The 26,048-nt window shown below is 60.9% G+C and carries 25 protein-coding genes and 1 tRNA gene; 19 read left to right on the plus strand and 7 right to left on the minus strand.

Annotated elements, in window-relative coordinates:
* The first annotated feature begins 2 nt into the window (after window positions 1–2).
* The 6 genes from G6N83_RS13315 (at window position 3) to G6N83_RS13340 (ending at window position 3,634) form a co-directional block, all read left to right on the plus strand.
* On the plus strand, window positions 3–1,262 hold the full coding sequence (locus G6N83_RS13315; protein WP_165142817.1) for a glutamate-5-semialdehyde dehydrogenase: 1,260 nt from the start codon (window positions 3–5) through the stop codon (window positions 1,260–1,262).
* Window positions 1,263–1,318: 56 nt separating this feature from the next.
* Window positions 1,319–1,543, plus strand: coding sequence for a hypothetical protein (locus tag G6N83_RS13320; protein ID WP_165142819.1), 225 nt, complete (start codon window positions 1,319–1,321; stop codon window positions 1,541–1,543).
* Between the two features lie 40 nt (window positions 1,544–1,583).
* Complete coding sequence (nadD, locus tag G6N83_RS13325; protein WP_208379938.1) at window positions 1,584–2,147, plus strand: nicotinate-nucleotide adenylyltransferase; 564 nt, start codon at window positions 1,584–1,586, stop codon at window positions 2,145–2,147.
* A complete protein-coding gene (locus G6N83_RS13330; RefSeq protein ID WP_165142823.1) occupies window positions 2,144–3,100 on the plus strand; it encodes a hypothetical protein in 957 nt (318 codons plus the stop codon). Before nadD ends, G6N83_RS13330 begins: the two co-directional genes overlap by 4 nt.
* Window positions 3,097–3,474, plus strand: coding sequence for a ribosome silencing factor (gene rsfS, locus G6N83_RS13335; protein WP_165142825.1), 378 nt, complete (start codon window positions 3,097–3,099; stop codon window positions 3,472–3,474). The genes G6N83_RS13330 and rsfS overlap by 4 nt, the downstream gene beginning before the upstream one ends.
* Before the next feature lie 87 nt (window positions 3,475–3,561).
* Window positions 3,562–3,634, plus strand: a tRNA-Ala gene (locus G6N83_RS13340).
* 108 nt (window positions 3,635–3,742) lie between these two features.
* On the opposite strand, the gene G6N83_RS13345 is transcribed toward G6N83_RS13340, so the two are convergent.
* Entirely contained in the window at window positions 3,743–4,633 is an 891-nt protein-coding gene (locus tag G6N83_RS13345) for an alpha/beta hydrolase fold domain-containing protein (protein ID WP_165142827.1), read from the minus strand.
* Between the two features lie 200 nt (window positions 4,634–4,833).
* Here G6N83_RS13345 and G6N83_RS13350 point away from each other — a divergent pair, with 200 nt between their 5' ends.
* Window positions 4,834–6,006 (plus strand): ice-binding family protein, encoded by a 1,173-nt coding sequence (locus G6N83_RS13350; protein WP_165142829.1) that lies wholly within the window; start codon window positions 4,834–4,836, stop codon window positions 6,004–6,006.
* On the opposite strand, the gene G6N83_RS13355 is transcribed toward G6N83_RS13350, so the two are convergent.
* The 4 genes from G6N83_RS13355 to G6N83_RS13370 form a co-directional block, all read right to left on the minus strand.
* Window positions 5,956–6,867 (minus strand): 3-methyladenine DNA glycosylase, encoded by a 912-nt coding sequence (locus G6N83_RS13355; RefSeq protein WP_183408389.1) that lies wholly within the window; start codon window positions 6,865–6,867, stop codon window positions 5,956–5,958. The two genes, G6N83_RS13350 and G6N83_RS13355, sit on opposite strands and share 51 nt — an antisense overlap.
* On the minus strand, window positions 6,864–7,577 hold the full coding sequence (locus G6N83_RS13360) for an SOS response-associated peptidase (RefSeq protein ID WP_165142831.1): 714 nt from the start codon (window positions 7,575–7,577) through the stop codon (window positions 6,864–6,866). The genes G6N83_RS13355 and G6N83_RS13360 overlap by 4 nt, the downstream gene beginning before the upstream one ends.
* A 34-nt stretch (window positions 7,578–7,611) precedes the next feature.
* A complete protein-coding gene (locus tag G6N83_RS13365) occupies window positions 7,612–8,574 on the minus strand; it encodes an App1 family protein (RefSeq protein WP_165143485.1) in 963 nt (320 codons plus the stop codon).
* An 88-nt stretch (window positions 8,575–8,662) separates the two neighbouring features.
* On the minus strand, window positions 8,663–9,352 hold the full coding sequence (locus G6N83_RS13370; RefSeq protein WP_165142833.1) for a DedA family protein: 690 nt from the start codon (window positions 9,350–9,352) through the stop codon (window positions 8,663–8,665).
* 42 nt (window positions 9,353–9,394) lie between these two features.
* Between G6N83_RS13370 and G6N83_RS13375 the strand changes: the two genes are divergently transcribed.
* The 6 genes from G6N83_RS13375 (at window position 9,395) to G6N83_RS13400 (ending at window position 17,960) form a co-directional block, all read left to right on the plus strand.
* Window positions 9,395–10,696 carry an anthranilate synthase component I family protein gene (locus G6N83_RS13375; RefSeq protein ID WP_165142835.1) on the plus strand — a complete coding sequence of 434 codons (1,302 nt, stop codon included), beginning with the start codon at window positions 9,395–9,397 and terminating at the stop codon, window positions 10,694–10,696.
* A gap of 64 nt (window positions 10,697–10,760) precedes the next feature.
* Complete coding sequence (gene leuS / locus G6N83_RS13380) at window positions 10,761–13,349, plus strand: leucine--tRNA ligase (protein WP_165142837.1); 2,589 nt, start codon at window positions 10,761–10,763, stop codon at window positions 13,347–13,349.
* A gap of 89 nt (window positions 13,350–13,438) precedes the next feature.
* Entirely contained in the window at window positions 13,439–14,053 is a 615-nt protein-coding gene (locus G6N83_RS13385) for a ComEA family DNA-binding protein (protein ID WP_165142839.1), read from the plus strand.
* On the plus strand, window positions 14,050–16,404 hold the full coding sequence (locus G6N83_RS13390; RefSeq protein WP_241246226.1) for a ComEC/Rec2 family competence protein: 2,355 nt from the start codon (window positions 14,050–14,052) through the stop codon (window positions 16,402–16,404). The genes G6N83_RS13385 and G6N83_RS13390 overlap by 4 nt, the downstream gene beginning before the upstream one ends.
* Window positions 16,405–16,413: 9 nt before the next feature.
* A complete protein-coding gene (gene holA / locus G6N83_RS13395; RefSeq protein ID WP_165142841.1) occupies window positions 16,414–17,451 on the plus strand; it encodes a DNA polymerase III subunit delta in 1,038 nt (345 codons plus the stop codon).
* Entirely contained in the window at window positions 17,451–17,960 is a 510-nt protein-coding gene (locus G6N83_RS13400) for a GNAT family N-acetyltransferase (RefSeq protein ID WP_165142843.1), read from the plus strand. The genes holA and G6N83_RS13400 overlap by 1 nt, the downstream gene beginning before the upstream one ends.
* A gap of 80 nt (window positions 17,961–18,040) precedes the next feature.
* On the opposite strand, the gene rpsT is transcribed toward G6N83_RS13400, so the two are convergent.
* Window positions 18,041–18,301, minus strand: coding sequence for a 30S ribosomal protein S20 (gene rpsT / locus G6N83_RS13405; RefSeq protein WP_165142845.1), 261 nt, complete (start codon window positions 18,299–18,301; stop codon window positions 18,041–18,043).
* A gap of 111 nt (window positions 18,302–18,412) precedes the next feature.
* Window positions 18,413–19,132, minus strand: a complete 720-nt coding sequence (locus G6N83_RS13410) for an alpha/beta fold hydrolase (RefSeq protein WP_165142847.1) — start codon at window positions 19,130–19,132, stop codon at window positions 18,413–18,415.
* Window positions 19,133–19,203: 71 nt separating this feature from the next.
* Between G6N83_RS13410 and lepA the strand changes: the two genes are divergently transcribed.
* The 6 genes from lepA (at window position 19,204) to G6N83_RS13440 (ending at window position 26,038) form a co-directional block, all read left to right on the plus strand.
* Window positions 19,204–21,054: a translation elongation factor 4 gene (lepA, locus tag G6N83_RS13415; protein WP_165142849.1), complete on the plus strand. Its 1,851-nt coding sequence runs from the start codon at window positions 19,204–19,206 to the stop codon at window positions 21,052–21,054.
* Window positions 21,055–21,102: 48 nt separating this feature from the next.
* Window positions 21,103–21,753, plus strand: a complete 651-nt coding sequence (locus G6N83_RS13420; protein WP_165142851.1) for a DUF1990 family protein — start codon at window positions 21,103–21,105, stop codon at window positions 21,751–21,753.
* Window positions 21,753–22,970, plus strand: a complete 1,218-nt coding sequence (gene hemW, locus G6N83_RS13425) for a radical SAM family heme chaperone HemW (protein WP_165142853.1) — start codon at window positions 21,753–21,755, stop codon at window positions 22,968–22,970. The genes G6N83_RS13420 and hemW overlap by 1 nt, the downstream gene beginning before the upstream one ends.
* A 63-nt stretch (window positions 22,971–23,033) precedes the next feature.
* The gene (gene hrcA, locus G6N83_RS13430) at window positions 23,034–24,071 is read left to right on the plus strand and encodes a heat-inducible transcriptional repressor HrcA (protein ID WP_165142855.1); all 1,038 of its coding nucleotides are present in this window, start codon (window positions 23,034–23,036) and stop codon (window positions 24,069–24,071) included.
* A 93-nt stretch (window positions 24,072–24,164) separates the two neighbouring features.
* Complete coding sequence (dnaJ, locus tag G6N83_RS13435; protein ID WP_165142857.1) at window positions 24,165–25,283, plus strand: molecular chaperone DnaJ; 1,119 nt, start codon at window positions 24,165–24,167, stop codon at window positions 25,281–25,283.
* Window positions 25,284–25,288: 5 nt separating this feature from the next.
* Window positions 25,289–26,038 (plus strand): 16S rRNA (uracil(1498)-N(3))-methyltransferase, encoded by a 750-nt coding sequence (locus tag G6N83_RS13440; protein WP_165142859.1) that lies wholly within the window; start codon window positions 25,289–25,291, stop codon window positions 26,036–26,038.
* The last annotated feature ends 10 nt before the right edge of the window (window positions 26,039–26,048 follow it).

The following is a 26,048-nucleotide window of genomic DNA, read 5'->3' on the forward strand; positions in this document are numbered from 1 at the left end:
CGATGATCGAGACCCTCGTGAGTGCACAAGCACGGATGCTCCGCGCCAAAACAGCCGCGCGCGAGATCGCGCTGCTGAGCGATGATCAGAAAACAAGAGCCCTCGAGGCGATTGCAGCCGCAATCTTGGCGGACTCGGCGGTTATTGTCGCCGCAAACGCCGAGGACCTCGCTCGCGGTGAGGCAAGTGGACTCTCGCTCGCGCTCCGAGATCGTCTCCGACTCGATGACGCGCGCGTGGCGGCGCTCGCCAGCGCCGTCCGAGATGTTGCGGATCTTCCGGATCCCGTTGGTCGAGTGTTAGATGATCGCATGCTCGAAAACGGGCTGCACCTGCAGAAGGTCGCTGTGCCTTTTGGTGTGGTCGGCTCGATTTACGAGGCCAGACCCAATGTCACCGTCGATATCGCGGCGCTCGCTCTTCGTTCGGGAAACGCAATCGTGTTGCGCGGCGGCAGCGCGGCGGAAAAGACAAATTCAGCACTCGTCACCACGATGCGGCGGGCACTCGGTGCTGTTGGCATCACGCCAGAAGCGATTCAGACAATCGACGAATTCGGTCGCGAAGGCGCCCGGGAGTTGATGCATGCGCGGGGCATCGTTGATGTTCTCGTTCCGCGGGGCAGTGCTGAGCTGATTTCCACGGTTGTCACTGAGTCGACTGTTCCGGTGATCGAAACAGGAGCAGGTGTTGTGCACATCCTGCTCGATGCGTCCGCTCCGCTGGAGTGGGCGCGGGAGATCGTCGTCAATGCAAAGGTTCAGCGCCCAAGCGTCTGTAACTCCGTGGAGACCGTATTAGTGCACCGCGATGCAGCCGAGCGCCTCATAGCGCCCGTCACGGCGGCGCTTCAAGCTGACGGCGTTGTGGTTCATGGCGATGCCGATGTGCAGAAGTGGGGGATGAACATCGTCCCGGCTACTACTGAAGATTGGGCCACCGAGTATCTCGGACTTGAGATAGCAATGCGTGTTGTCGATGACCTTGACGCGGCGCTCGCTCATATTCGAGAGTTTTCGACTCAGCACACGGAGTCGATAATCACCACCGACGATTCAGCGGCTCACAGGTTTCTCGCGGAAGTCGATTCCGCTGTCGTGATGGTGAACGCATCAACCCGGTTCACAGACGGAAGCGAATTCGGGTTTGGCGCAGAAGTCGGGATTTCTACCCAAAAACTGCACGCCCGCGGCCCGATGGGGCTTTCTGAACTCACCAGCACGAAGTGGCTGGCGCGCGGCGCCGGTCAGGTTCGCGCCTGACCGCCTAGACTGGACGGGCGCATGCGCGCCAACCCGACATCCCGAACGGAGTACAGATGACCTTCTCAACGCTCGTCGCATTTGCGGCTGAGGAGTCAGAGCACCACGGAAACGTGGCGCTCGAGACGATCGGGTTCTTTTTCATTGCGCTGCTGGTTTTCACGGTGCTCGGTCTCGTTGCATGGTCATATCGCGGTGTCGCCAACAGGCATCCCCAGAAGGCGCAAGCGTATGCAGCAACTCACGTGAAAGAGCTCCAAAAACCGGAGCACGGCCACTAGGAACGTTGTGACAGCTGCACAACGGACGCGCGTCGGCGTCATGGGCGGCACCTTCGATCCCATTCATCATGGCCACCTCGTGGCAGCCAGTGAAGTCGCCGCGTCCTTCGATCTCGACGAAGTGGTCTTTGTGCCGACGGGCGAGCCGTGGCAAAAAAAGAGCGTTACCGCGAGCGAGCATCGTTACCTCATGACAGTGATCGCGACGGCGTCCAACCCGAGTTTCACTGTGAGCCGCGTTGACATCGATCGCGATGGGCCAACGTACACGATTGATACTCTGCGCGACTTGAAGACCGAGCGACCCGATGCAGACTTCTTCTTCATCAGCGGTGCCGATGCCGTAGCGCAAATTCTCAGTTGGAGAGACCATGATGAACTATGGGACCTCGCACACTTCGTAGCGGTATCCCGACCGGGGCACGTCCTGAGCACAGCGGGGCTTCCCACTAGCGGCGCGAGTCAACTTGAGATTCCTGCGTTGTCCATCTCATCAACGGCGTGCCGCCAGCGCGTCCGGAGCGGAAAACCCGTGTGGTACCTCGTACCTGACGGCGTTGTCCAGTACATTGCGAAACACCACCTCTATCGGAGCAAGGCATGAGTAACTCAGACGAGACGAGCACACCGTCGCTCACGCGTCGGCAGCTGCGGGAACAGCGCAGCACCGGAGCGACTCCCATCATCTCTAGCGATGCCGAAACCAAAGCTGAACCCGGGCCCCAGGCTGTGCCGCCGCGCGCCCGTGCGGCGGATCCGGCTCGGATGGCGCCGGCCCCGCGGGCTGACGCTCAGGTGGACCTCGGCGCCTCGCCCCTCACGCGCCGGCAGGCGCGGGAGCAGGAGCGGATTCGCACTGCTTCAGTCCCGGTGATCTTGCACGATATTCCTGAACCGGCGCCCGAGGCTGTACCCGAAGCGAAAAAGTCAAAGACATCCGCGAAGGGCAAGGCGAAGCAGATCGAGCAGTCCGAACCGGTCTCCGATCACGAATCTCAGCCGATCAGCGATGCGGCTGCTCATCTTGCGCTAGAGGTCGAAGAAGAGCCGGTCGCTGTCGTGAACCCCGGTCTTGGTCAGAAGTTGCTCGAGGGTGAAGCCGAAAAGGTCGTACTGCCTAATTCTTTTGATCAGCTCATCGCTCGCGGCGCTACATCAACCGGATCGCTGGGTTCCTCGAACGCCCTTATTCTTTCGCAAACGCCCAACGGCGCCGGTCTATCGTCACCCGTCGCGTCGACGGGCGAAGTTTTGATTACCGGTACCTTCGCATTACCGGAAGGACTTGGCTCGACTGGGCACGCTCCCGGTATGGCGGATGGAAAAGAAGCGGACGCGGTCCTCCTCGACGGCGAGTTGCCAGCCGCGTCGTCTCCCACACCTATCGCAGCAAGCGCCGCGATCAGCACCATCAAGAGTTCCGATGACATGATTCGTCCACCGGCACCCGAAAAAGGTAGCCGTCTTATGCTCGCCCTCGCTATCACCGCGGGTGCGCTCGCTCTCGCGCTGGTCGGAGTACTTATTCTCGCTTTCGTTACAGGAGTCTTCTCATGACAGCCACCCCCCAGTCCATTGAAATGCTCCAGATCGCGGCGAACGCCGCCGACTCGAAGGGCGGCGATGATCTCGTCGCGCTCGATGTCTCCGAACCCCTACCACTGGTAGACATCTTCTTGCTCGTCACCGGGCGCAATGAGCGAAACGTCGCGGCCATCGGCGATGAAATCGAAGAGCGGCTCCTGGCCGCAGGGCACAAGCGCCTTCGACGCGAAGGACGCCAGGAATCCCGTTGGCTGCTCATCGACTTTGGCGACCTGGTCGTGCACATCTTCCACGAGGAAGAGCGCAACTATTACGGCCTCGAGCGTCTCTGGAAGGACTGCCCCGTCGTTCCCTTCGAGATCGCAGCCCCCGCATCCGCGGAGTGACCGGAAAACGACATTTTCGCGGCCGTCGAATTCGTTCTCACGCCGGAATGTAGTAATCTAGTCAGGTTGCCTCACGCAGGTAACTATGGGCCTGTGGCGCAGCTGGTAGCGCACCTGCATGGCATGCAGGGGGTCGGGGGTTCGAGTCCCCCCAGGTCCACAAAAACCCCGGTTTATCCGGGGTTTTTTGTTGTCCGAGCGCTGTTCTTAACCGGTGCGAAGTCTGGGCGAGAGTCGTGCAAGTCCCCTCCCGTCGCTATTCGTGGACTCACCATGCGCTGCGCAAGATCTCAACGAACTTGCTCTGCGCGTCGCGGCCTGCGCGGGTGGGAATGAGCGGGTACACATGCACCTGGTTCGGCGCTTCATAGAGTTGAAAGGGCACATTCGCGTTGCCCGCGATTTTCGCGAGGACGTGAGCATCCGGGTTGAGGACGTCGCGGGTGCCCGTGAAGACGGTTATCGGGCCGAGTCCTGTGAGATCGCCAAAGAGCGGGCTGACCGTCGGATCGCTCAGTTCAAGGTCACCGCGCCAACTCTCACTGAGCACTTTGCCGCCGGGTGTGCCGAGCCAAGGGTCAGTGGGTTGCACTTCGGGTATGCGGGGGTTGCTCCACGATAGATCCAGCGCCGGCGAGATGAGCACCGTGTGTGGGAGGACGACGCCTTCATCGCGTAACGCGAGGGCAGTCGAGAGAGCAATCTGTCCACCGGCAGAATCTCCCGCGAGCGAAGTCGGCCCAAAATAGTCATGACTGCGGTGAACCAGCGCGCGCACGCCTTCGAGTGCTTCGAGCGCTGTGCCGAAAGGTACGAGCGGGTAGATCGGCAGCGTCACTACTAATGACGCTTCGCTCGCAAGTCGGGCAGCGAGGTGCCAGTGCTGGGACGCAATCTCGTTGACCCAGCCGCCGCCGTGCACATAGACGAGGCCGCCGCGGGCGGCTTTGGGCCTGATCGTATACACGGGCCAGCCATCCACGTGTTCGACATCAACACGGATGCCCCGGCCGAGCCGAGCTGGTGGACCGTATGACGCGGGGCGCAGCTCGCGCTCACGGATACGACGCATCGCGCCGTCTGCCGTGATGAAGGTGCGGTTCGCTCGAAGCAACTTTAACGCGATGGGGACCAAGGCGTCGGGCAAAGATGGCGTCATCCCCTAAGCATCGCGCACGCTTCTGGTGATGTCATCGATGACTTCTGAGCGATAGACCGGAGTGCTCCCAATGTGTCGTTTAGGTACCGGAGTTTGGAAACCCGGATCTTAATTCCGAATAGGTGCTAAGTTTCCGCCGGGAGCAGTCGCCGTTTATGGCCTTGACGATTATTGCCCTCCTTAATGGAAGGGGTCTCGTCATGATCCGTATTTATTCGTCTGCACGCACTGCCGCAATCGTTGCTGCGGCCGCCGCCCTCATCTTGATTCCCGCGACAGTCGCCTCCGCGGATACGACTATCGACGGGCCCGTCGGACTCGGCACCGCAGGCACATATTCCGTGCTGGCGGCATCAACCGTCACCAACACAAACGTCTCGACCCTTTCGGGAGACCTGGGATTGAGTCCCGGCTCCTCCATTACTGGCTTTCCCCCAGGGCTTGTTGGCGGCACTGTTCACCAAACAGACGCAGAAGCGGCCCAGGCGCAGGTAGATTTGACAACCGCCTACAACGTTGCGGCGTCGCTCACGCCCAACCAAACCGGACTCGGCGAGCTCACCGGTCCCTCGCTCACGCCGGGCGTGTACTCCGGCAACGCGTTGTCTGTAAACGGAGTACTCGTACTCGCTGGCACCGCAGAGTCGGTGTGGGTATTCCAAGCGTCTTCCACATTGACCGTGGGGTCGTCGGCCCAAGTCATCATGACGGGCGGCGCGAGCGCGTGCAATGTCTTCTGGCAAGTTGGCACCTCCGCGACCATCGGGACGGGCGCGCAGTTTGTCGGAACGGTAATGGCAAATATCTCCGTCACGGCGAACACCGCAGCGACTGTCACCGGTCGTCTTCTGGCTCGTACGGGCGCGGTCACGCTCGATACGAACACGCTCACGGCCGCGACCGGGTGTTCCACAACACCGGGTGATGTTTCGACCAGCCCCGAGATCACCTCGACAGCGCCCGCGGATGGAACTGTTGGCACGTCCTATTCCCACACGATTACATCGTCGGGTACTCCGGATGCGACATACAGCGTGACGACCGGACAGCTGCCCATGGGCCTTGTATTCGATGGCACGACGGGGACGATTTCTGGTACGCCGACGGTGCCCGGGTCGACCACCTTCACCGTCACGGCAAGCAACGGCACATCGCCAGATGACGAAGTGACCTACGTATTAACCGTGAACGCGGTGAGTCCTGAAGTCGCCCCGGAGACGCCAGCGGACAACCAACCTGTTTCCAGTGATGAAGCCCCATTGCTTGCTGAGAGCGGACTCTCGCTCGGCGCAACGCCGTTCGTGGGATTCGCCTTCGTTGCTCTAGGCGTACTCGCTGTGATCCGTTCGCGGCGCGTGGCGACTCGCCGCTAAGGCATCCAGCGCGATGCGCTCGAGTTGATCGCGGAGCGGGGCGGCGCGTGTCGCGAAGACGCGTTGCATCCGGCCGTATTCAGTCTTTCCTGCTGACGTTTCGATTGCTATCGGTGCATAGCCCCAAGCGCTCAGATCATATGGCGACGCACGCATATCTACTTCTCTGATCGACTTGGCGAGGTCGAAAGTTTCAAGAAGCAACTGTCCCGGTACTAGTGGCCCGAGTTTCACAGCCCACTTGTAGAGGTCCATGTTCGAGTGGAGGCATCCCGGCTGCTCATTGTTGACACGTTCCTGTGCGGATAGCTGAATGATATTTCTCGGACCCGCGGCAGGAGTGAAAAACCGGAACGCATCGAAGTGAGTGCAGCGTATTTCGTGTCTTTCAACAACAGCATTAGTGCCCGACGTTCCCAGCCTGAGTGGCACGTCGTGGCGTACTTCGGAGCTTCTATACAGCATCGCCCACTCGTGTAGGCCGAAGCATCCGAACGACGGTGTCTTGAGCGCGGTTGCCCGCAACACACCCGCGACCGCTCGTACAAGGGTGTTCTTTTCGTTGGCAAAGAGTGCCGCATCCACGACGAGGTCATCACCCTCGCCGCGATAGCCCCGCCACTGAGTACGCGACGTAGCTGCTGCCCCCTTTAGGCGCACTCCGGCACCGGGGTGCCAACGGCGAAGGACAGCAGGTTTGTATGAGTAGTAGGTGTAGAGAAAATCATCTACCGGATGCGTCTCACCGCGAGCGGCACGCGTACGACGACCCACAGTCATCGTGTCTGCTGAGACGTGATGGATTCGCTCGAGCTCTTGCCATTCGGCGAGCTCAAGGCACATAGGAGGTGGACTCGTCACTCGAACCGCGCAGGCTCAATGAGCTCAGGGGAATTGTTCCGCACATTGCCGACTGCAGCGGAGACGACGTGGTTGTCGAGAGTCTCTGACAAATCGGGTGCCGCATCGACAGCAGCATCGAGGATGTCGCCGACGTTATCGATTGTCGGATCGAGCCAGGCTTCCGCCACATCCGGGTCGACAAACAGTGGCATTCGATCGTGAATCGAACCGAGTGTGCCGACAGCGGAACGTGTGAGGATCGTGAAACTCAGCATCCATGGACTTGTGCCGGCTGCGGCTGCAGGGTTCTTCCACCACTCGTACAGCCCCGCGAAGAACATCGGTTCGCCCTCTGCGGGGTGGATGTAGTGCGGGGTCTTTCCCGCTGCAGTGGTCTTCCACTCGTAGTATCCGGATGCCGGCACTACTGCGCGCCGCTTTTCGAGAGCGCCGCGGAACATAGGTTTGGTCTCGATCTCCTCTACACGAGCGTTGAAGGCACGACCACCAATCGAGGGGTCTTTTGCCCAGCCCGGAACTAGTCCCCAACGTGCCGGTTCCACACGTCGCGTTGGCGGCTCTGTCTTGATCGAGTCAAGAACGATTGCCGCCATAGTGGTGGGCGCGATGTTGTAGGAAGGAGGTGGCAGCTCTGCGCTCACGACATCCGCGCGTAATACACCCACGAGCTCGGCTCCGGCCTTCGCGACTACAAAACGCCCACACATACATCCAGCCTACGGCGCGGCTGTGACACTGAGATCAGTGCTTTGGCGACTCCACGAGTCCGAGCTCCTGGAGCTTCTCAAGGAGGCCCGCGCCGTCACCGTCGGTGACCCACGGCACTTCGGCAGCTGCGTGGTTGTTGACGACGGTTCGTCCACCCGCGAGTACTGCTTCGGCGGGGGAGAGCTGGCGTATTGCAACGCCTGCCACATGATCAGGATGAGCGCTCGTGAAATCCGTGTAAATCGCGTCGTCGTGTTGTCCGTCGTCGCCGATGAGGAGCCACTTGACGTCCGGAAACTCGGCAGCGAGGCGTTCCAGGTTTTCGCTCTTGTGGATCTTGCCGCTTCGGAACCACCGGTCGTGCGTTGGACCCCAGTCAGTGAGAAGCATGGCGCCAGCGGGGAAGAGGTGGCGTCGGAGGAAACGAGCGAGCGTGGGCGCGATGTTCCACGCGCCTGTCGAGAGATACACGATCGGTGCTCCGGGGTGCTCACGCACAAGACGCTCGAGCAATACCGACATCCCCGGCACAGGCTGTCGCGCATGCTCGTTGATAACGAACGAGTTCCAGGCTGCGAGAAACGGTCGCGGCAGTGCCGTCACCATCACAGTGTCGTCAACGTCTGAAATGACGCCGAATCGAGTATCTCGCCCCACGATGAAAACGCGGGTTTCCACCGGTTCTCCGCCTTCAACCGACATCCGGAGCGACTGCCATCCCGGCCTCAACGTTGCCGCGATCTCTGTGTCGATAACGCCGCCGCGATCGGCGACCACTTCGTGCGTCGCGCCGTCGACACTGATTGTCACTCGGGCGAATCCAATCGGTACCGAGGCAAAACTTCGCCAGCCTCGAACGCCGGCGTATTCGCCAGCCCCTCGTTCGCGAGCACGCGGCGGAATAACGACGCGCCCAAGTACGCGCACCCAATCGGCGCCGCCGTACCCCGGAAAAGCCGCAACTGTAGGAATTCTTCCGCTACGGCGGGCCCACATTTCGCGCCATGCATTGATGCGGTGCTCCAGGCGGGCCAACCACAGCACCTTGAGCGGTCGTTCTGGATCGCGTGAAGGGGACACGTGCTCAGTCTCCCATGTCTCCTAGCGAGGGGTGCGCATCGTCATCTGGCTCGCCGCCGCCGTCAATGTGCTTGCGCTCGACGCGCTCCACGATCTTCTTGACGGCGTAGACGAGAACGAGAAACGCGGCAATCACGCCAACGAAAATGTAACCAGCACCGTGGATGCTTTGGCTGAGCTCGCGATACGTCCCTGCTGCGGCGGACGCAACCGATACGTACAGCGCTGCCCACACGACGCAGGCGGGGGCGGTCCATGCAAGAAAACGGCGATACGAATAGCCACTCATGCCGACAGTGAGGGGGACGAGTGAGTGGAGGACGGGAAGAAATCGCGAGAGGAAGATCGCCGGGCCGCCTCTGCGGTTCAAGTAGTTTTCGGAGCGTTGCCAATTCTTCTCGCCAATTCGGCTGCCAACGCGTGACGCGCGGATGACAGGGCCGAGATATCGCCCCAACCAAAAACCGATGCTTTCACCGATGAGCGCGCCGATGATGACCGCGAGTGCGAGGAATACCGCCTCCCACGGTGATGACACAGCTGTTGCCGCGACAATGACGATCGAATCGCCCGGGACTATCAGGCCGACCAGCACGCTCGTCTCCAACATCATGGCGACGCCGGCGAGCGCGGTACGCAGCACAGGGTCGACATTCTGCACCGCATCGAGGAGCCAGGTGAGCACGTCGTTCACGCCTTGAGCATAGAGAACACCGCTAGCGCGTAGCCTGAGAATGTGCCATTGCCGTCCACGATCGCTGAGCTCGGTCCCGAGTGCTCGCCCGAACGAGTGTTCTGCGCCGTCGCGGCTGAACACAATGAAGTGTTCTGGATCGACGCCGGTTACGGTGCATCATCAGGATGGAGCTGGATCGGCACCGGCCACGTGGTTCCGGCTACCTCGCCGCTCGCTGTGCTCATCGCGCAGCAAAGACCCTCGACCGACTCAACGCTTCCCCCAGGGCCTACACCCGGATCTTGGGTCGGGTGGACCGCGTATGAGACTGGTGCGTCGGCTGCGGGCGCGCCGACCTCACGCGATGAGACTGTTGACCTTGCGAGTTGGCTGGTGGTCGAGCGCGTAGTCGCATTCGATCATTCCCGCGCACAGGCATGGGCAGCGGGCCCTGATGCTGAAGCGTGGAGTCGTGAGCTCGCTGAAGCGACACCTGAGCCGCCGAGCGAGTTAACTCCGGACTTTGTCACAGCACGGGCACGCGATACGCCGGCAGAGTACGCGGCGCTGATCGAGCAAGCACGCGAAGCGATTCGCGAGGGAGACGCGTATCAGCTGTGCGTAACAACTCGCTTTACCGTCGAACGCGAGGTGGATGACGTCGCGGCGTACCTTCGCCACAGACGAGCTTCAGCTTCGCCACACGGTGGGTTTTTCCGCACCGGAGACACAGCGCTCTTGAGTGCGAGCCCGGAACTGTTTCTCGCGGCATCCGGTGGAGTGATACGTACCCGACCGATTAAGGGAACACGTCCGAGGGGAGATTCGCTCGAACGTGACCGGGCGTTACAGACCGAGCTGAAGAACGACCCAAAGGAGCAAGCTGAGAACGTCATGATCGTCGATTTGATGAGGAATGACTTGTCACAGGTGTCACGTAAGAACTCTGTAGCAGTAACGCAACTCCGCGAGATAGAAAGCTACCCACACGTACATCAACTGGTGAGCACCGTCGAGAGCGAGGTCGCCGATGGCGCAACTTTTGGTGATCTCCTTCATGCGACGTTTCCCGCAGGCAGCATGACAGGCGCTCCCAAACTTTCGGCCATGACCATTCTGAATCGCCTAGAACGGATGCCTCGCGGCATTTTTTCGGGATGCTTTGGGTGGGTGCATCCTGGTGGTGTAGTCGAACTCGGAATGGTGATCCGATCCATAGTGGTCACTGCTCATTCAGCTACGGTGAGCGCAGGCGGAGGCATCACCTGGATGTCGGTCGCAGACGCTGAAGTTGCAGAAGTGGGAATCAAAGCACGGGCGCCCCTCGCGGCGATTGGCGCGAAGCTGCCAACGGGCTGGTGATTACGCCGCTACTCTGGAAGACGCGCTGCACGCGCATCACCCGCACCGCACGATTGGTTTTTCCGTGTCCCACTCCATTTCGCCTGATTCCTCCACGCCCGCTGAAGGCGGTTTCGATGTGCACGCGATTCAAGAAAAGTGGCAGGAACGCTGGGTCGCAGCTGACCCGTTCCGCGCAGGAGCCGACGCGGATACTCGCCCGCGAAAGTACGTCTTGGCGATGTTCCCGTACCCATCAGGTGATCTGCACATGGGCCACGCGGAGAACTACCTGTATTCCGACATCGTGGCGAGATTCTGGCGCCACCGCGGCTACAACGTCCTGCACCCGATCGGCTGGGATTCCTTCGGTCTCCCCGCCGAAAACGCGGCGATCAAACGCGGCGTCGACCCTGTCAGCTGGACCTACGACAACATCGCGCAACAGAAGAAGAGCTTGAAGCGGTATGGGGTGTCTTTCGATTGGAGCCGTGTTCTTCACACGAGCGACCCTGATTACTACCACTGGAACCAGTGGCTATTCCAGCAGCTCTTCGAACGTGGATTGGCTTACCGCAAGGACGGCGAAGTCAACTGGGATCCGGTAGACCAGACGGTGCTCGCGAACGAGCAGGTGCTCGCGGACGGAACCTCAGAGCGCAGCGGCGCGATGGTGGAGAAGAAGAAGCTCACGCAGTGGTACTTCCGGATCACTGACTATGCGGATCGACTGCTTGATGACCTCAACCAACTCGAAGGCTCTTGGCCGCAGAAGGTCATCCAGATGCAGCGCAATTGGATTGGTCGCTCCATCGGTGCTGACGTTGATTTCGAAGTAGAAGGCCGGGAGCAGCGAGTCACTGTTTTCACAACGCGCCCCGACACACTTCACGGTGCGACGTTCATGGTGGTTGCTCCTGACTCAGATCTTGCGTCGGAGCTCGTGGCGGACCGTAGCGATGATGTGAAGAAGCGTTTTGCTGAGTACCTCGCGTCGGTGCGAAAGATCACGGCGATTGACCGTCAGAGCACGGATCGACCGAAAACCGGGGTTTTCCTCGACCGCTTCGCCATCAACCCGGTAAATGGAGAGCGACTCCCCATTTGGGCAGCAGATTATGTTCTCGCGGACTACGGGCACGGCGCCGTCATGGCAGTGCCGGCGCACGACCAACGTGACCTTGATTTTGCACGCGCATTCGACCTCCCCGTCCGTGTGGTTGTCGACACGCACGCTCCCGTGACGGGCGCCATCCCCGTCATCGAACTCGATGACGATGGGGTTCCCATCGATCCGGGATCGGACGTCGATTTCGAATCAATCGATCCTGTGAAGACTGGGCTCGCCCTCGCTGGCGAGGGTCGGATGATCAATTCTGGCTCGTTGGACGGCCTTTCCAAGCGAAACGCGATTGCTCGAGTGATCGCAGAACTCACCGAGGCCGGCACCGGGCGCGCGGCGAAGACCTACCGCCTGCGCGACTGGTTGATTTCGCGTCAACGATTCTGGGGCACTCCGATTCCGATGGTGCACTCCCAAGACGGTGCAATCAACCCGGTGCCGTCAAGCGAACTGCCGGTTCGTCTTCCTTCCACAGACGGTCTCGACCTCGTTCCCAAGGGTTCGTCTCCTCTGGGAGCCGCGACAGAGTGGGTCTCGACAATCGACCCATTGACGGGTGATGTCGCTCGCCGCGACCCCGACACGATGGACACCTTCGTGGACAGTTCCTGGTATTACCTGCGCTTCCTGTCGCCGGGCGCGGAAAATGAACCGTTCTCACGACGTGAGGCCGACAAGTGGGGTCCGGTGGACTTCTACATCGGCGGCGTCGAGCACGCGATTTTGCACCTGCTGTACGCGCGGTTCATCACAAAAGCCCTCTTCGACATGGGCAAGGTCGAGTTCACCGAGCCGTTCTCAAACCTCATCAACCAAGGGATGGTCATCCTTGGGGGTTCCAAGATGTCCAAGAGCAAGGGAAATCTGGTTCTCTTCTCGGAAGAGCTCGACGCGCACGGTGCAGATGCGCTGCGCGTAGCGCTCGCGTTCGCAGGACCCGTCGAGGACGACAAAGACTGGGACGATGTTTCGACAACGGGTGCGACGAAGTTCCTGGCACGCGCGCTTCGCATAGCCCACGATGTATCGAGCGACACCGGGGTTGTGTGGGCTGAAGGCGACACGAAGCTGCGCCGTGTGACCCACCGGCTGTGGGCAGATGCGCCCGGTTTGATCGAGCAGACAAAGTTCAACGTCGTGGTGGCTCGACTCATGGAACTCGTCAACGCAACGCGTAAAGCGATCGACACGGGAGCTGGTCCAGCCGATCCAGCGGTGCGCGAAGCGGCCGAAGCTATCGCAATGATCATCGATCTTTTCGCACCGCACACGGCAGAAGAGATGTGGGAAACGCTCGGATATCAGCCGTTTGTGGGACTCACAGTGTGGCGCCAGCCCGACCCGACACTTCTTGTCGAGGAGTCGGTGACAGCGATCGTTCAAATTGACGGCAAAGTTCGCGCAACGCTCGATGTGCCGGCTCGGATCGACAGCGACGCGCTTGAGGCGCTTGCTCGGGAGGATTCACGCATCGTGAAGTCGCTCGCGGGTCGCGAAATTACGCGCGCGATTGTGCGGGCGCCCAAGGTCGTGAGTTTCAGCACGCACTAGCGTTCTCCCCAGCGTGGGAGGCGCGTAACGCATCCACCGCGTTGAGAACCTGCGACTGCCACCATCACGTACCGCCCTAGCGTGTGCGTATGGCCAAGCGCAGCGAGAGCATCACGCCGCGTAAGAGAGTCGGCGTAGGAGCGGCGATCATCGTCGTGCTCGTCGCAATTGCAGGCACCGTCCTGGTCGGCATCGCGCGGGGCAGCGCGCCACCTGACGAAGTCGTCTCACCTGCAGGCGCGTCGGTTGACACGTCGAACGCCCCGTTCGCGGCTTCGGTGTATGTGCATGTCTCAGGTGCCGTCGCTGCGCCAGGGCTGTACCAGCTGTCATCTGACGCTCGCGTTATGGACGCGATTGCCGCCGCAGGAGGATTTTCCGATGACGCCGACAGTGCGTCCATCAACCTCGCCCGGCCGGTCTCGGATGGAGAACAGCTGCATGTCGCGATTCCCGGCGAGCAACCCGCATCGGGGTCCGGTTCCGCCGGTTCTGGCGCCGTCGATGGGTCGGCACTTGTCAATGTCAACACCGCTGACGTCGCGATCCTTGACACGTTGCCCGGCGTCGGCCCGGCCATCGCGCAGCGAATCGTCGACTGGCGGACAGAAAACGGGCGATTCAACAGTGTCGATGACTTGCTCGCTGTCCCGGGTATCGGCGACTCTATTCTTGCCGGCCTTCGCGATCTCGTGTCGGTGTGAACACGCGTCGGCGAACGAGCGTTCCGCGACTACTCGTTGCCGGATCGGTCGTGTGGCTAGCGGCGTGGTTCTCAACATCTGATCTGTCGGTCGCGCGAGTCATGTCGACTTCGGCGTGGATCTTGTGTGCCGTGCTTGTGCTTCTGCTTGCCGGCTCAGGCGCGGCTGCTCGTACAACGCAGATCTTGTTGGGGGTGGTGCTCGCCTGCGCCGCTGTGGCAGCGAGTGCAACGGTGATCGTTGCGGCGGCAGAGAGCCGCACGGGTGTTTCGGAGCTCTCGCTCTCGGGCGGTCGGGTCATCACCATCGAGGCAAACGTCGTAGGCAAGATCGAACCCACGGGGTCTGGGGCGCGCCGTGGCATCCGATTTGATGCCACAACACGACTGATCAGTGACGGCGACAAAGCGGTCGTTGATACCATTCCGATTCTTATTTTCGCAAGTGAGTCCGAGCCGCCCGCCGATCTGGATATCGGATCGCTGGTCAAGCTACGCGTGACGATGTCGGGGGCTGAACCATCAGATCGCGCTGCATTTCTGGCAAGCGTTCGCGGGGAGATTGATGTCCTTACAGCTCCGAGCGGGATCTGGGCGCTCTCTTCGCACCTGCGAAACAGTCTGATCGCGGCAACAGCGGGCCTGCCGCAACCAGGAGCAGGTCTCGTTGCGGGCCTCGCGGTCGGTGACACATCTGCAGTTGAGGAGTCGCTTGACGAATCGATGAAAGCATCATCGTTATCCCATTTGACTGCGGTATCCGGAGCGAACTGTGCACTCGTAGTTGGTGCCGGATTCGGGTTGGGAGCGCTCTTCGGATGGCACCGCAGAGTACGCATTCTTTCGGGAACTGTGCTGCTGGGCGGCTTTGTCGTGCTGGTGAGCCCCGAGCCAAGTGTCGTCCGCGCTGCCGCGATGGGCCTTATCGCGATGCTCGGCGTAGCGCTTGGGAGAACTGGTGCGGGTATCAACGTACTCTCGACTGCGGTTATCGCAATCTTGACCATTGACCCGTGGCTTTCGCACTCGCTGGGCTTCGCCCTGTCTTCGGCAGCTACGGCAGCTCTTTTGATTCTCGCTGGCCCCCTTGCCCGGGGTCTTGGCCGGTGGATGCCTCGCGCCCTCGCCACAGTCATCGCCATCCCGCTTGCGGCCCAGCTAGCATGCGGTCCAATTCTCGTGCTTGTCGATCCGACAGTGCCGCTCTACGGCGTTGTGGCGAATCTCCTCGCCGCGCCAGCTGCACCCGTGGCGACAGTCATCGGCCTTCTTGCCTGTTTGTCGGCACCGCTGCCGGTACTGCAGCTGGGGCTCACGGCGATTGCCTGGATTCCGGCGGCGTGGGTGGCGGGCGTCGCTCTAGTGACCACCGATATTCCCGGTAATGAACTGGAGTGGGTTCCAGGAACCGTCGGCGCCTTCGGCTTGCTGATCGTCAGCGCTGCGATCGTTGTTGTCGTTGTGCGGCACCGTTCGCAGCGTCCTCTCATGAGGTTTACATTTGCACTTTCACTCGTGCTGGTGGCCGTAAGCGGGGGAGTAGCAGTCGGTAGCGCGATGGTGAAAGGGCCAGCGGTCGCGCTGACGGTGCCACGCGACGGCGCCATCATTGCCTGTGACATCGGGCAGGGCGACGCATTCATCGTGAGGTCGGCGGGGGTGACGGCTGTGGTCGACACCGGTCCCGACAGTGGCGCGCTCAAGGACTGTCTTCGTAAGTTCGGAGTCAGTCGAGTCGACCTGCTTGTTCTCACTCACTTCGATGTCGACCACGCAGGTGGTGCGGATGCGCTCGTGGGCCGCGTCGATGTTGTTTTCCACAGTGAACCCGACTCCGAAGCCGACAAGGCGTTGCTTGAACGCTTGGGCGGTCAGACAGTCTCAGCCCACGCTGGTTTGTCGGGCTCACTGGGAGAGGCGCGCTGGAGAGTTTTGTGGCCTCGCGCCGCGTCTAGCCTCCAACCAGGAAATGACTCGAGTGTCGTGATCGAATTTTCGGGAGCAGACATGCCGACAAGTATTTTTCTTGGAGACCTCGGTGAACAGCCGCAGCAAATGCTTCTCGCCACCGGAACACTGGCCGACAGATACGACGTCGTGAAGGTCTCTCACCACGGTAGTGCAGATCAATCGGATGCCCTCTACGAAAGAATCGACGCCTCGATTGCGCTGATATCCGTCGGAATCGACAACACATATGGGCACCCGCGCGACACGCTCATCGCGACGCTGGAACGCCTGGGAACCCATATCGCTCGTACCGATACCGACGGCGTCATCGTGGTCTCGGGTGGGGAAAGCCTCGGCATTTGGCGAGAGCATCCTGACATGCGTGTCCCGGTCGAGGATTAAGCTGGGAGGATGCCTCCTGCAGCTCGCCGTGCCGCGCCTCGCCGTACCGCGTCTGCAATCAAGCAGATGGCGTGGCGAGATCCACAGCCAGCGCCGATCGTATTGATTTCGGGGCCAGAAGAAGTGTGTGCCGAGCGCGCTACCGCGACGCTGAGAGCTTATCTGCGGGCAGAGGACCCCAGTCTTGAAGTCTCAGACGTACGCGCCGACGACTACGCGCCTGGAACGCTGCTCTCGCTGACTTCGCCGTCGCTCTTCGGGGAGCCCCGCCTTGTGCGTATCTCAGGCGTCGAAAAGTGCTCCGACGAGTTCTTAGCAGAAGCGTTGCAGTACATTCAGCACCCGCAGGATGGCGCTACGGTGATCATGCGTCACACCGGTGCGAGTGTGCGTGGAAAGAAGCTTCTCGACGCAATTCGTTCCGGAACGGGCGGTGGCGCCGAGATCGCGTGCCCAGCAGTGAAGCGCGACTCGGATCGCTTCGACTTTGCGGCGGGGGAGTTCCGTAGCGCTGAAAAGCGCATCGCACCACCCGCGTTGCGCGCTCTCGTTTCCGCGTTCGCCGATGATCTCACCGAGCTTGCTGCGGCGTGCCAGCAGTTGATATCCGACGTTCCCGGTGACATCAGCGAGGCAACGGTCGAGCGTTACTACGGTGGGCGGGTTGAAATCTCGGCGTTCACTGTGGCTGATACGGCGATCGCCGGTCGACTGGGCGAAGCGCTTGTGTCACTGCGGCACGCGCTGTCGTCTGGAGCAGATCCTGTGCCCCTCGTTGCGGCAATCGCGTCGAAGCTTCGGTCGATGGCAAGAGTTGCTGGCACACGCGAGTCGTCTGCGGCTCTCGGCGCTCGTCTCGGGATGAAGGACTGGCAGATAGACCGCGCCCGCCGTGATCTCGTCGGGTGGAGCGAGGCAAGTCTCGGCCTTGCCATTCAGGCTGCTGCTCGAGCCGACGCCGAGGTGAAGGGCGGATCGCGCGATAGCGTGTTCGCCGTTGAACGTCTGATCACAGTCATCGCCACACGCGCACCGTTCGGAACCTGATGCTCGAAACGCTTATTCTCCCAGTGAGCCTGCCAACGGCGGCTTCATCTGTCACGCTCCGCCGTGCGGAGCTTGACGACGTCGAGTACGTCATGACTTTGCTCACCGACGACCCGATCAGCGCGGCGCGCGGCGATGCGGCTGACATCCCCGATGTCGCAATATACGCGGATGCATTGCACCGAATCACGAACAACCCGAGCAACGAGTTGCTCGTCTGCGCCGATAGTGACGGCCGTGTCGTGGGCACCATGCAACTGACCCTCATCCCCGGGATGGCGCGTCGAGGATCAACCCGCCTCCTCGTCGAGGCGGTTCGCGTTGCCCGAAAAACCAGGTCGGGTGGAATCGGAAGCGCGATGATTCAGTGGGTGACGTCGACCGCTGCGCCTTCGCTCGGATCGTCCTTGGTGCAACTCACATCCGACGTAGCGAGAACAGATGCACACAGGTTCTACACGCGTCTCGGGTTCGAAGACTCACACGTCGGGTTCAAATACGTCGTATAGGTCGCGATGTCTTCATCGACACTGCCTCGCCAAAAAATAAAGGGCCCGCCGACGGCGAGCCCTTTATCAAATGATGGAGCTTAGAGAGCAGCAACCTGCTTAGCGATAGCCGACTTGCGGTTCGCCGCCTGGTTCTCGTGAATGACGCCCTTGCTCACGGCCTTGTCGAGCTTCTTGGACGCTGTGACGAGAGCCTTCTCAGCTGCGGCCTTGTCGCCAGCAGCGATAGCCTCGCGGGTGCGACGCACCTCGGTGCGAAGGCCGCTCTTCACGGCCTTGTTGCGCTCGTTCGCCTTGTCGTTGGTCTTGTTGCGCTTGATCTGCGACTTAATGTTCGCCACGTGTCAGAGTTCTTTCGTTGCAGTGAATGGATGGAGTGCCAAGCGACATGAGAGGGATGTGCTCAACGTTCGTGAGGGTTAAACCCACACGCAAGTCAAAACGAGAGTCTATCAGGTCTGCTCGAGAGTGGTGAGTGCGACGTCGAGAACTGCATTAAAGACTCGTGGTCGCATCGCCGTCACGAGATGTGTCGTGCGGGGAACAATGATCAGTTCGGGATCCTGGGCGATGTCGACGAAGAGGTTTTCGTTGAGCCGCAGCTGATCCCACTGTCCGTTCACGAACCACAGTGGCACGCGGATTCTCTCAAGCGCAGCAAGTAGGTCTAGGACCGAAAGGCTGCGGAGCGCGACGTCCTGTGCATCGTATGCGTAGCCACCGGCGCCAAAATCAGTGCGCGTCTCGGGCGGGAGGGTGGCATCGAGCACGCGGTCCGTGAGCCACTGCCCGCGTCCGGGCAGTGCATTGAAGCTCCGTGCCAGCAATCGGTATGCAACGAGTCCTGCACCGCGCGGAATGGCCGTGCACGATGCGGCAATGAATCCGGCCACGGGCGGCGCGGGCTCTGAACCTACGTAAGAGGTGGAGAGAATCCCACCCATCGAATGGGCGACAAGAAGTACCGGGCCCGACACGACAGCGGTTCGCACAGCTTCATCGATCGTCTCTAACGCACCCTCAAGGGTGAAGGATTCATCGCGTCGTGTGCCGTGTCCAGGCAGATCGACGGCTATCGCTGGGTTACCCCGTCGCTCCAAATGTTCCATCTGGCTACGCCACATCGTTGCCGATGTACGGATGCCGTGGACCAAAACCACTTGCACGGTCATTTCAGCAGCCTAACCGGCGTGTTGGCCGTTGCCAGAAGCATTCGGTCGCGCCCGCGTAGAATCAACTGGATATGTCACCCCGTGCCCTCACACCACTCGAGCCGAGTGCGACGCCGCCTGAGTCCATCCGCAATTTTTGCATCATTGCGCACATCGACCACGGCAAGTCGACACTCGCTGACCGTATGCTGCAGATAACCGGCGTGGTTGCCGACCGCGATATGCGTGCCCAATACCTCGACCGCATGGATATCGAGCGAGAACGCGGCATCACCATCAAGAGCCAGGCTGTCCGCATGCCGTGGGCCGACAAAGCCGGCACCGTGGCACTCAACATGATCGACACGCCGGGTCACGTCGACTTCACCTACGAGGTGAGCCGCTCTCTCGCCGCGTGCGAGGGCGCGATTCTTCTCGTCGACGCCGCGCAGGGGATCGAGGCCCAGACTCTCGCGAACCTCTACCTGGCGCTCGAAAACGATCTCACGATCATTCCGGTGCTGAACAAGATCGATCTTCCCGCCGCAGACCCAGACAAGTTCGCTGCTGAACTCGCCAATCTCATCGGCGGAAGTCCTGACGACGTTCTTCGTGTCAGCGGAAAAACTGGTCAAGGTGTGGAAGAACTACTCGATCGCATCGTCGCCGAGATCCCAGCACCTAAAGGCGATGCGACAGCGCCAGCGCGCGCGATGATCTTCGACTCGGTCTACGACGCGTATCGCGGAGTTGTCACGTACGTGCGCATGATCGATGGCCACCTGCATCCGCGTGAGCGTATTCAGATGATGTCGACGCGAGCCACGCACGAGCTTCTCGAAATCGGGGTTTCAAGCCCTGAACCGAAGCCCAGTACCGGCCTCGGCGTGGGTGAGGTGGGCTATCTCATCACCGGCGTGAAAGATGTGCGCCAGTCGAAAGTCGGCGACACGGTCACGACGGCACGTACGCCGGCGACACAGGCGCTTCCGGGCTATACCGACCCGAAGCCAATGGTCTACTCGGGTCTCTATCCGATTGACGGCAGTGACTACCCAGACCTTCGCGAAGCACTCGACAAGCTCAAGCTCTCGGATGCTGCTCTCGTGTACGAACCGGAGACGTCCGTCGCGCTCGGGTTCGGGTTCCGCTGCGGGTTCCTCGGTCTTTTGCACCTCGAGATCGTGACCGAGCGTCTCTCACGCGAATTCGGTTTGGATCTCATCACGACAGCGCCCAGCGTCATCTACGAAGTGACAACGGATGCCGGTGCTCACATCACAGTCACGAACCCGAGTGAGTACCCAGACGGCAAAATCGCCTCGGTGACTGAACCGATGGTGAAAGCAGCAATTCTCCTGCCCAAGGATTTCGTCGGCACAGTGATGGAGCTTTGCCAGACGCGCCGCGGAACTCTCCTGGGTATGGAATACCTCTCTGAGGAACGGGTCGAGCTTCGGTACAACATGCCGCTGGGCGAGATCGTTTTCGACTTCTTCGATCAGTTGAAGTCAAAGACGCAGGGTTACGCGAGCTTGGACTACGAACCGAGTGGAGACCAGGCATCCGATCTCGTGAAGGTCGACATCCTGTTGCAGGGCGACAAAGTCGACGCATTCAGCTCGATCGTTCATCGTGATAAGGCGTATGCCTACGGCGTTCTGATGACCGAGCGCCTTAAGAAGCTGATTCCGCGACAGCAATTCGAAGTGCCGATTCAAGCTGCGATTGGCGCGCGAATAATTGCTCGCGAGTCGATTCGCGCCATGAGAAAAGACGTCCTGGCCAAGTGCTACGGCGGCGATATCTCGCGTAAGCGGAAGCTCCTCGAGAAGCAAAAAGAAGGCAAGAAGCGCATGAAGATGGTGGGACGCGTCGAGGTTCCACAGGATGCATTCATCGCGGCACTTTCAGGTGACGTCGAGAGTAAAGACGCAAAGTAGCGGGATACCAGCAGGATGAGTGGCGTGCAAACGCCTAGGGTGGAGATCATGCGCCGAGGGACGTTCCGAGACGAAACCGTCGACTATGCGGCGGTGGGTGCAACGCAAGCGCCCGACCTGATGCAGTATCCGCCGGAGCGGAGTGTTCCTGCTGAGCAGACGATAAAGCTCGGTAGCGGTGAAGAGCGTTTTCGTTCCGCTGGCGATGCCTTGCTGGCATGGCGGTCGTTGCGCGATGCCGGCCTCACCGTCAGCGATGTTCGCCCCGCCGCAGGGCCGATGTATTCGGGAGTGAGCTTCGACGAGGACGGAAATCCGCTGGAGCCGTCACGCCTTGAGGCTGAGCAGAGGTTCGACGAAGACGGCACACCGTTCGTGGGAGCCGGAACCACCATTCACGTGCACGGTAGTGCCGGAAATCTCAATGCTGATGGCGAGCTCCGCGTGATTTACGCGATTGAAGAGACGCGACGGGTGGGGTTTGCGCTCGGTACGGTCGGCGGTTCCGTCGTGAGCGGCGAAGAGTCATTCATCGTGGATTGGCTACCTAATGACGAAGTATGGTTCACCGTGCGTGCTTTCGATGCGCCGGTTTCCCCCTGGTACAAACTTTTCGGCGCACTCGTGAAGCGCCGTCGGCGTGAGCTTTTCGCTCGTTATCTGAGGGCTATTTCACCGATGTACACGACCCCCGCCTGATGGGAGCAGCGCTTCCCCTCGGCGAGGCAGCCCCCGCAGACGGTCGCATGCCCGAGGGGGTCCGGGTAGATCCGGATGTTGACTTCGGCGTTTATCTTCATGTGCCGTTTTGCAGTGTCCGCTGCGGCTACTGCGACTTCAACACCTACACATCTGATGAGCTGCGCGGCGCACGGAGGGACCAGTACGCGGACACGCTTATTGACGAGATCGAGTTGTCGCGCGGGGTGCTCGAAGCCGCCGGGGGCCTGCGTGCAGCCCAGACGGTATTTTTTGGCGGGGGAACTCCGACGCTTCTGCCCCCGGAAGACTTGGCCCGCATGTTGGATGCTGTTCGCACCACTTTCGGAATAGCACCCGGAGCTGAAGTGACAGTCGAAGCAAACCCCGACACCGTCACGGAGAGCGTGGCGGCCAGTCTTGCTGATGCGGGCGTCACCCGAGTGTCGATTGGGATGCAGTCATCGGTACCGCACGTGCTTGCTGCCCTTGATCGCACGCACTCGCCAGCGAACATCGGTACGGCGGTCTCAGCGGTAAAAGCGCAGGGTCTCGATGTCAGCCTGGATCTCATCTACGGCGCACCGGGTGAGTCGCTCGACGACTGGCGTCAGTCGCTCGACACCGCGCTGTCGCATGAGCCGGATCATCTCTCGGCGTACGCGTTGATTATCGAAGATGGCACGAAGCTCGCGCGTCAGATTCGGCGCGGTGAGCGGGTGGCACCCGATGATGACGTTCAAGCCGACATGTACGAGCTGGCTGACGAGGTTCTCGGATCGGCCGGCTACAGCTGGTATGAAGTGTCGAACTGGGCACGCAGTGAATCTCAGCGCTCACGCCATAACCTCGCCTATTGGCGGGGCACTGATTGGTGGGGTTTCGGTCCGGGCGCGCACAGCCACCTCGATGGTCTCCGCTGGTGGAACGTGAAGCATCCGGCCGCGTACGCAGCGCGGCTTGCAGAAGGCGCATCGCCCGCAGCGGGCCGCGAAAGACCGGATGCTGACGCTCGCTACCTGGAGCGGGTTCTCTTGCAGTCACGCATTCGAGAGGGCCTCCCCATCACCGACCTCACCCCATCAGGTCGCCGTGGAGTCGCCGCCCTCATCGCCGATCAGCTGATCGAGGCGGATACTGCCATCCGGGGCCGAATTGTGCTTACGCGCCGAGGAAGACTTCTCGCCGATGCGGTCGTTCGGACGTTAACGGAGTAGGTGCCTGGCTCCTCGGCTAGAATTGGCACTCTCGATCGAAGAGTGCCAAGAGGGAGGCGACGCGTGGTTAGTGAACGAGGGCTTCAGGTGCTGCGCGCGATCGTTCAGGATTACGTCGAAACACACGAACCTGTCGGCAGCAAGGCGATCGTCGATCGCCACGCGTTTGGTGTTTCCGCCGCGACCATTCGGAACGATATGGCGCTTCTCGAAGATGAAGAACTCATCACCGCCCCGCACACGTCATCGGGGCGGATCCCCACAGACAAGGGCTACCGCGTCTTCGTTGATCATCTTGCAGAACTTCGCCCGCTTTCATCCGCCCAGCGCTCGGCAATTTCATCTTTCCTCGAAGGGCCAAACGACCTGGACGACGTGCTCGCTCGAACCGTCCGCGCTCTCACACAGGTGACCGGGCAGGTCGCACTCGTGCAATATCCGTCATTTGCGCGAGCTAATGTCACCCACGTCGAACTCGTTGCGCTTGGGCTGGGGAAGATGTTGGTGATCTTGGTCACGGACACCGGGCGGGTCTCTCAGCGGATCGCTTTTGTGCCTGAGGAACTTGACGACACGGATGTTGCGCAACTTCGCGCGCAAGCGTCGGTTGTTGTGACGGGGTTTTCCGTGCGTGAAGGTGTTCGCCGTGTCGAAGAGATCGTGGCCGCTGAACAGTCCACATCGACGCGGCTCGACAACGCGCTGCGTCCGATTTTGCGCGTCGTCGGCGAAGAGCTCGATGAGTTCCGTCAAGATCGCCTCGTGCTCGCGGGCGCGGCAAACCTTGCCCGGCGTGAGTCCGACTTCCGAGGTAGCATCTCGCCGCTGCTCGAAGCCATCGAAGAGCAGGTGACTCTCCTGCGGCTCATGACAGAGATGGTGGCAGATGGCAACGGACTCGCTGCGAGCATCGGTCGTGAAAACGAGCCCTTCGGTTTGCCTGAGGCATCCGTCTTGGCGAGTACGTACGACACCACGGGATCGCAGTCCCGCATCGGACTGTTAGGTCCGATGCGCATGGACTACTCCACCAATCTCGCGGCCGTGCGTGCCGTCGCCCACTACCTCAGTCAACTGCTTGACGAAGATGAGCAACACTGATCCACAGCTTTGATGACCAACACCGAAGTACAACATTCATAACGACGTTCGATACAGAACGATCCCGCACATCGTGCGGGCAGGAAGGCGAAAGTGGCTGACCACTACGAAGTGCTCGGGGTATCGCGAGAAGCGACGTCCGACGAGATCAAGAAGGCATACCGACGACTGGCTCGCCAGCTTCACCCGGATGTGAACCCCGGCGAAGATGCGTCCGAAAAATTCAAACTCGTAACTCACGCGTACGACGTTCTGAGCGACCCTGAACAGCGCCGGCGCTACGACATGGGCGGCGATTCATCGCCCTTCGGCGGCGGTGGGGGCAACGCGAACTTCGGTGGGTTCGGCGACATCTTTGAGACGTTCTTCGGCGGCGGAGGCCAGACGCGAGGAGCCCGTGCCCGTTCGCGCGCGGAACGCGGCCAAGACGCACTCGTTCGGCTCGACCTCGAACTCGGCGATGTTGTTTTCGGCGTGCACCGCGATCTTGAAGTCGACACGGCAGTCCTTTGCCAAACGTGTGAGGGATCCTGCTGCCAGCCGGGCACATCTCCCGTCACGTGTGACATCTGTCACGGCAGTGGACATGTGCAGCGCACAGTGCGCAGCCTTCTCGGCAACGTCGTGACAAACCAGCCGTGCGCGACATGCCAGGGTTACGGCACGACAATTCCTTACCCCTGCGCGACCTGTCAGGGTCAGGGGCGTGTGCGCGAGCGCCGCACCGTTTCGCTCGACATCCCAGCCGGGGTCGAAAACGGACTTCGACTACAGCTTCCGGGCTCGGGTGAAGTCGGTCCCGCTGGCGGCCCGAACGGTGACCTGTACATCGAGGTCAGTGTCGCGCCTCACGAGACATTTAGTCGTGAGGGCGACGATCTGCTCGCCACGATCGAGGTCTCGATGCCGGATGCGATCCTCGGCACGACCACCAAAATTGATTCGCTGGACGGCTCCGTTGAGCTTGACTTGCGGGCAGGGGTGCAAAGCGGCGACGTTCTCACGATCAAGGGACGCGGCATCACGCCGCTTCGCGGATCTCAACGAGGTGACCTTCGAGTTGGGGTGCAGGTCGTGACCCCAACTCGCCTCGACAGCAAAGAGCGCCAAATGATCGCCGAGTTTGCCGCTCGTACCAAGGCTCCGGCGCCTCGCCTCGCCGAGTTCCACCAGGGGCTGTTTTCTAAACTGCGCGATAGGTTCCGGAGCTAGTAGTCGTGGCACTCCAGTTTTTTCACGACACGCCATTGGGCCCCGAGCTCGGGGACGGGAGCGAGATCACGCTCACAGGTGCTGAAGCGCATCACGCTGCGACCGTGCGGCGAGTTCGAGTGGGCGAGCAAGTCACTGTCTCAGACGGTCTCGGCGTCGTGATCGAGGCTGTTGCAACGTTCGTGTCGCCCAAAGAAGTCGGCCTTCGTGTTTTCGCCCGCAAAGATGTGGCTCCCTCCACACCTCGGCTTGTGCTCGTACAGGCGCTAGCAAAAGGCGGCCGTGATGAACTCGCGGTGCAAACAGCAACCGAATTTGGCGTCGACGAAGTCATCCCGTGGCAATCGTCTCGCAGCATCTCCCGTTGGGAAGGAGCTAAAGCCGAGAAGAGTCGACTGCGCTGGGAAGCGATAGTGCGGGAAGCCAGTAAACAAGCCCATCGGGCGTGGATACCGCGTGTACACGGTGTCGTTGACACCCCAGCGCTGGTCGCGATGCCAGAAGACACGCTGATGCTGCTCCTTGATCCGACGGCATCGGAGAGCCTGTCTTATGTCAAGCTGTTCGACATCAACAGACGCGGGCACAAGATCGCGCTTATCGTCGGCCCAGAGGGTGGATTCACAGAGAGCGAGATCGAAACGCTCGTGGCCGCGGGGGCCGAGAGGGTGCGGCTCGGGGAAAATGTGCTGCGCACATCGAGCGCAGGCCCAGCGGCGCTCGCGGTGCTCAACGTTCGCCTCTCGCGATGGTGACGTGTTGGAC

Origin of the sequence: Microbacterium endophyticum, assembly GCF_011047135.1 — a bacterium.
GTDB lineage: Bacteria > Actinomycetota > Actinomycetes > Actinomycetales > Microbacteriaceae > Microbacterium > Microbacterium endophyticum.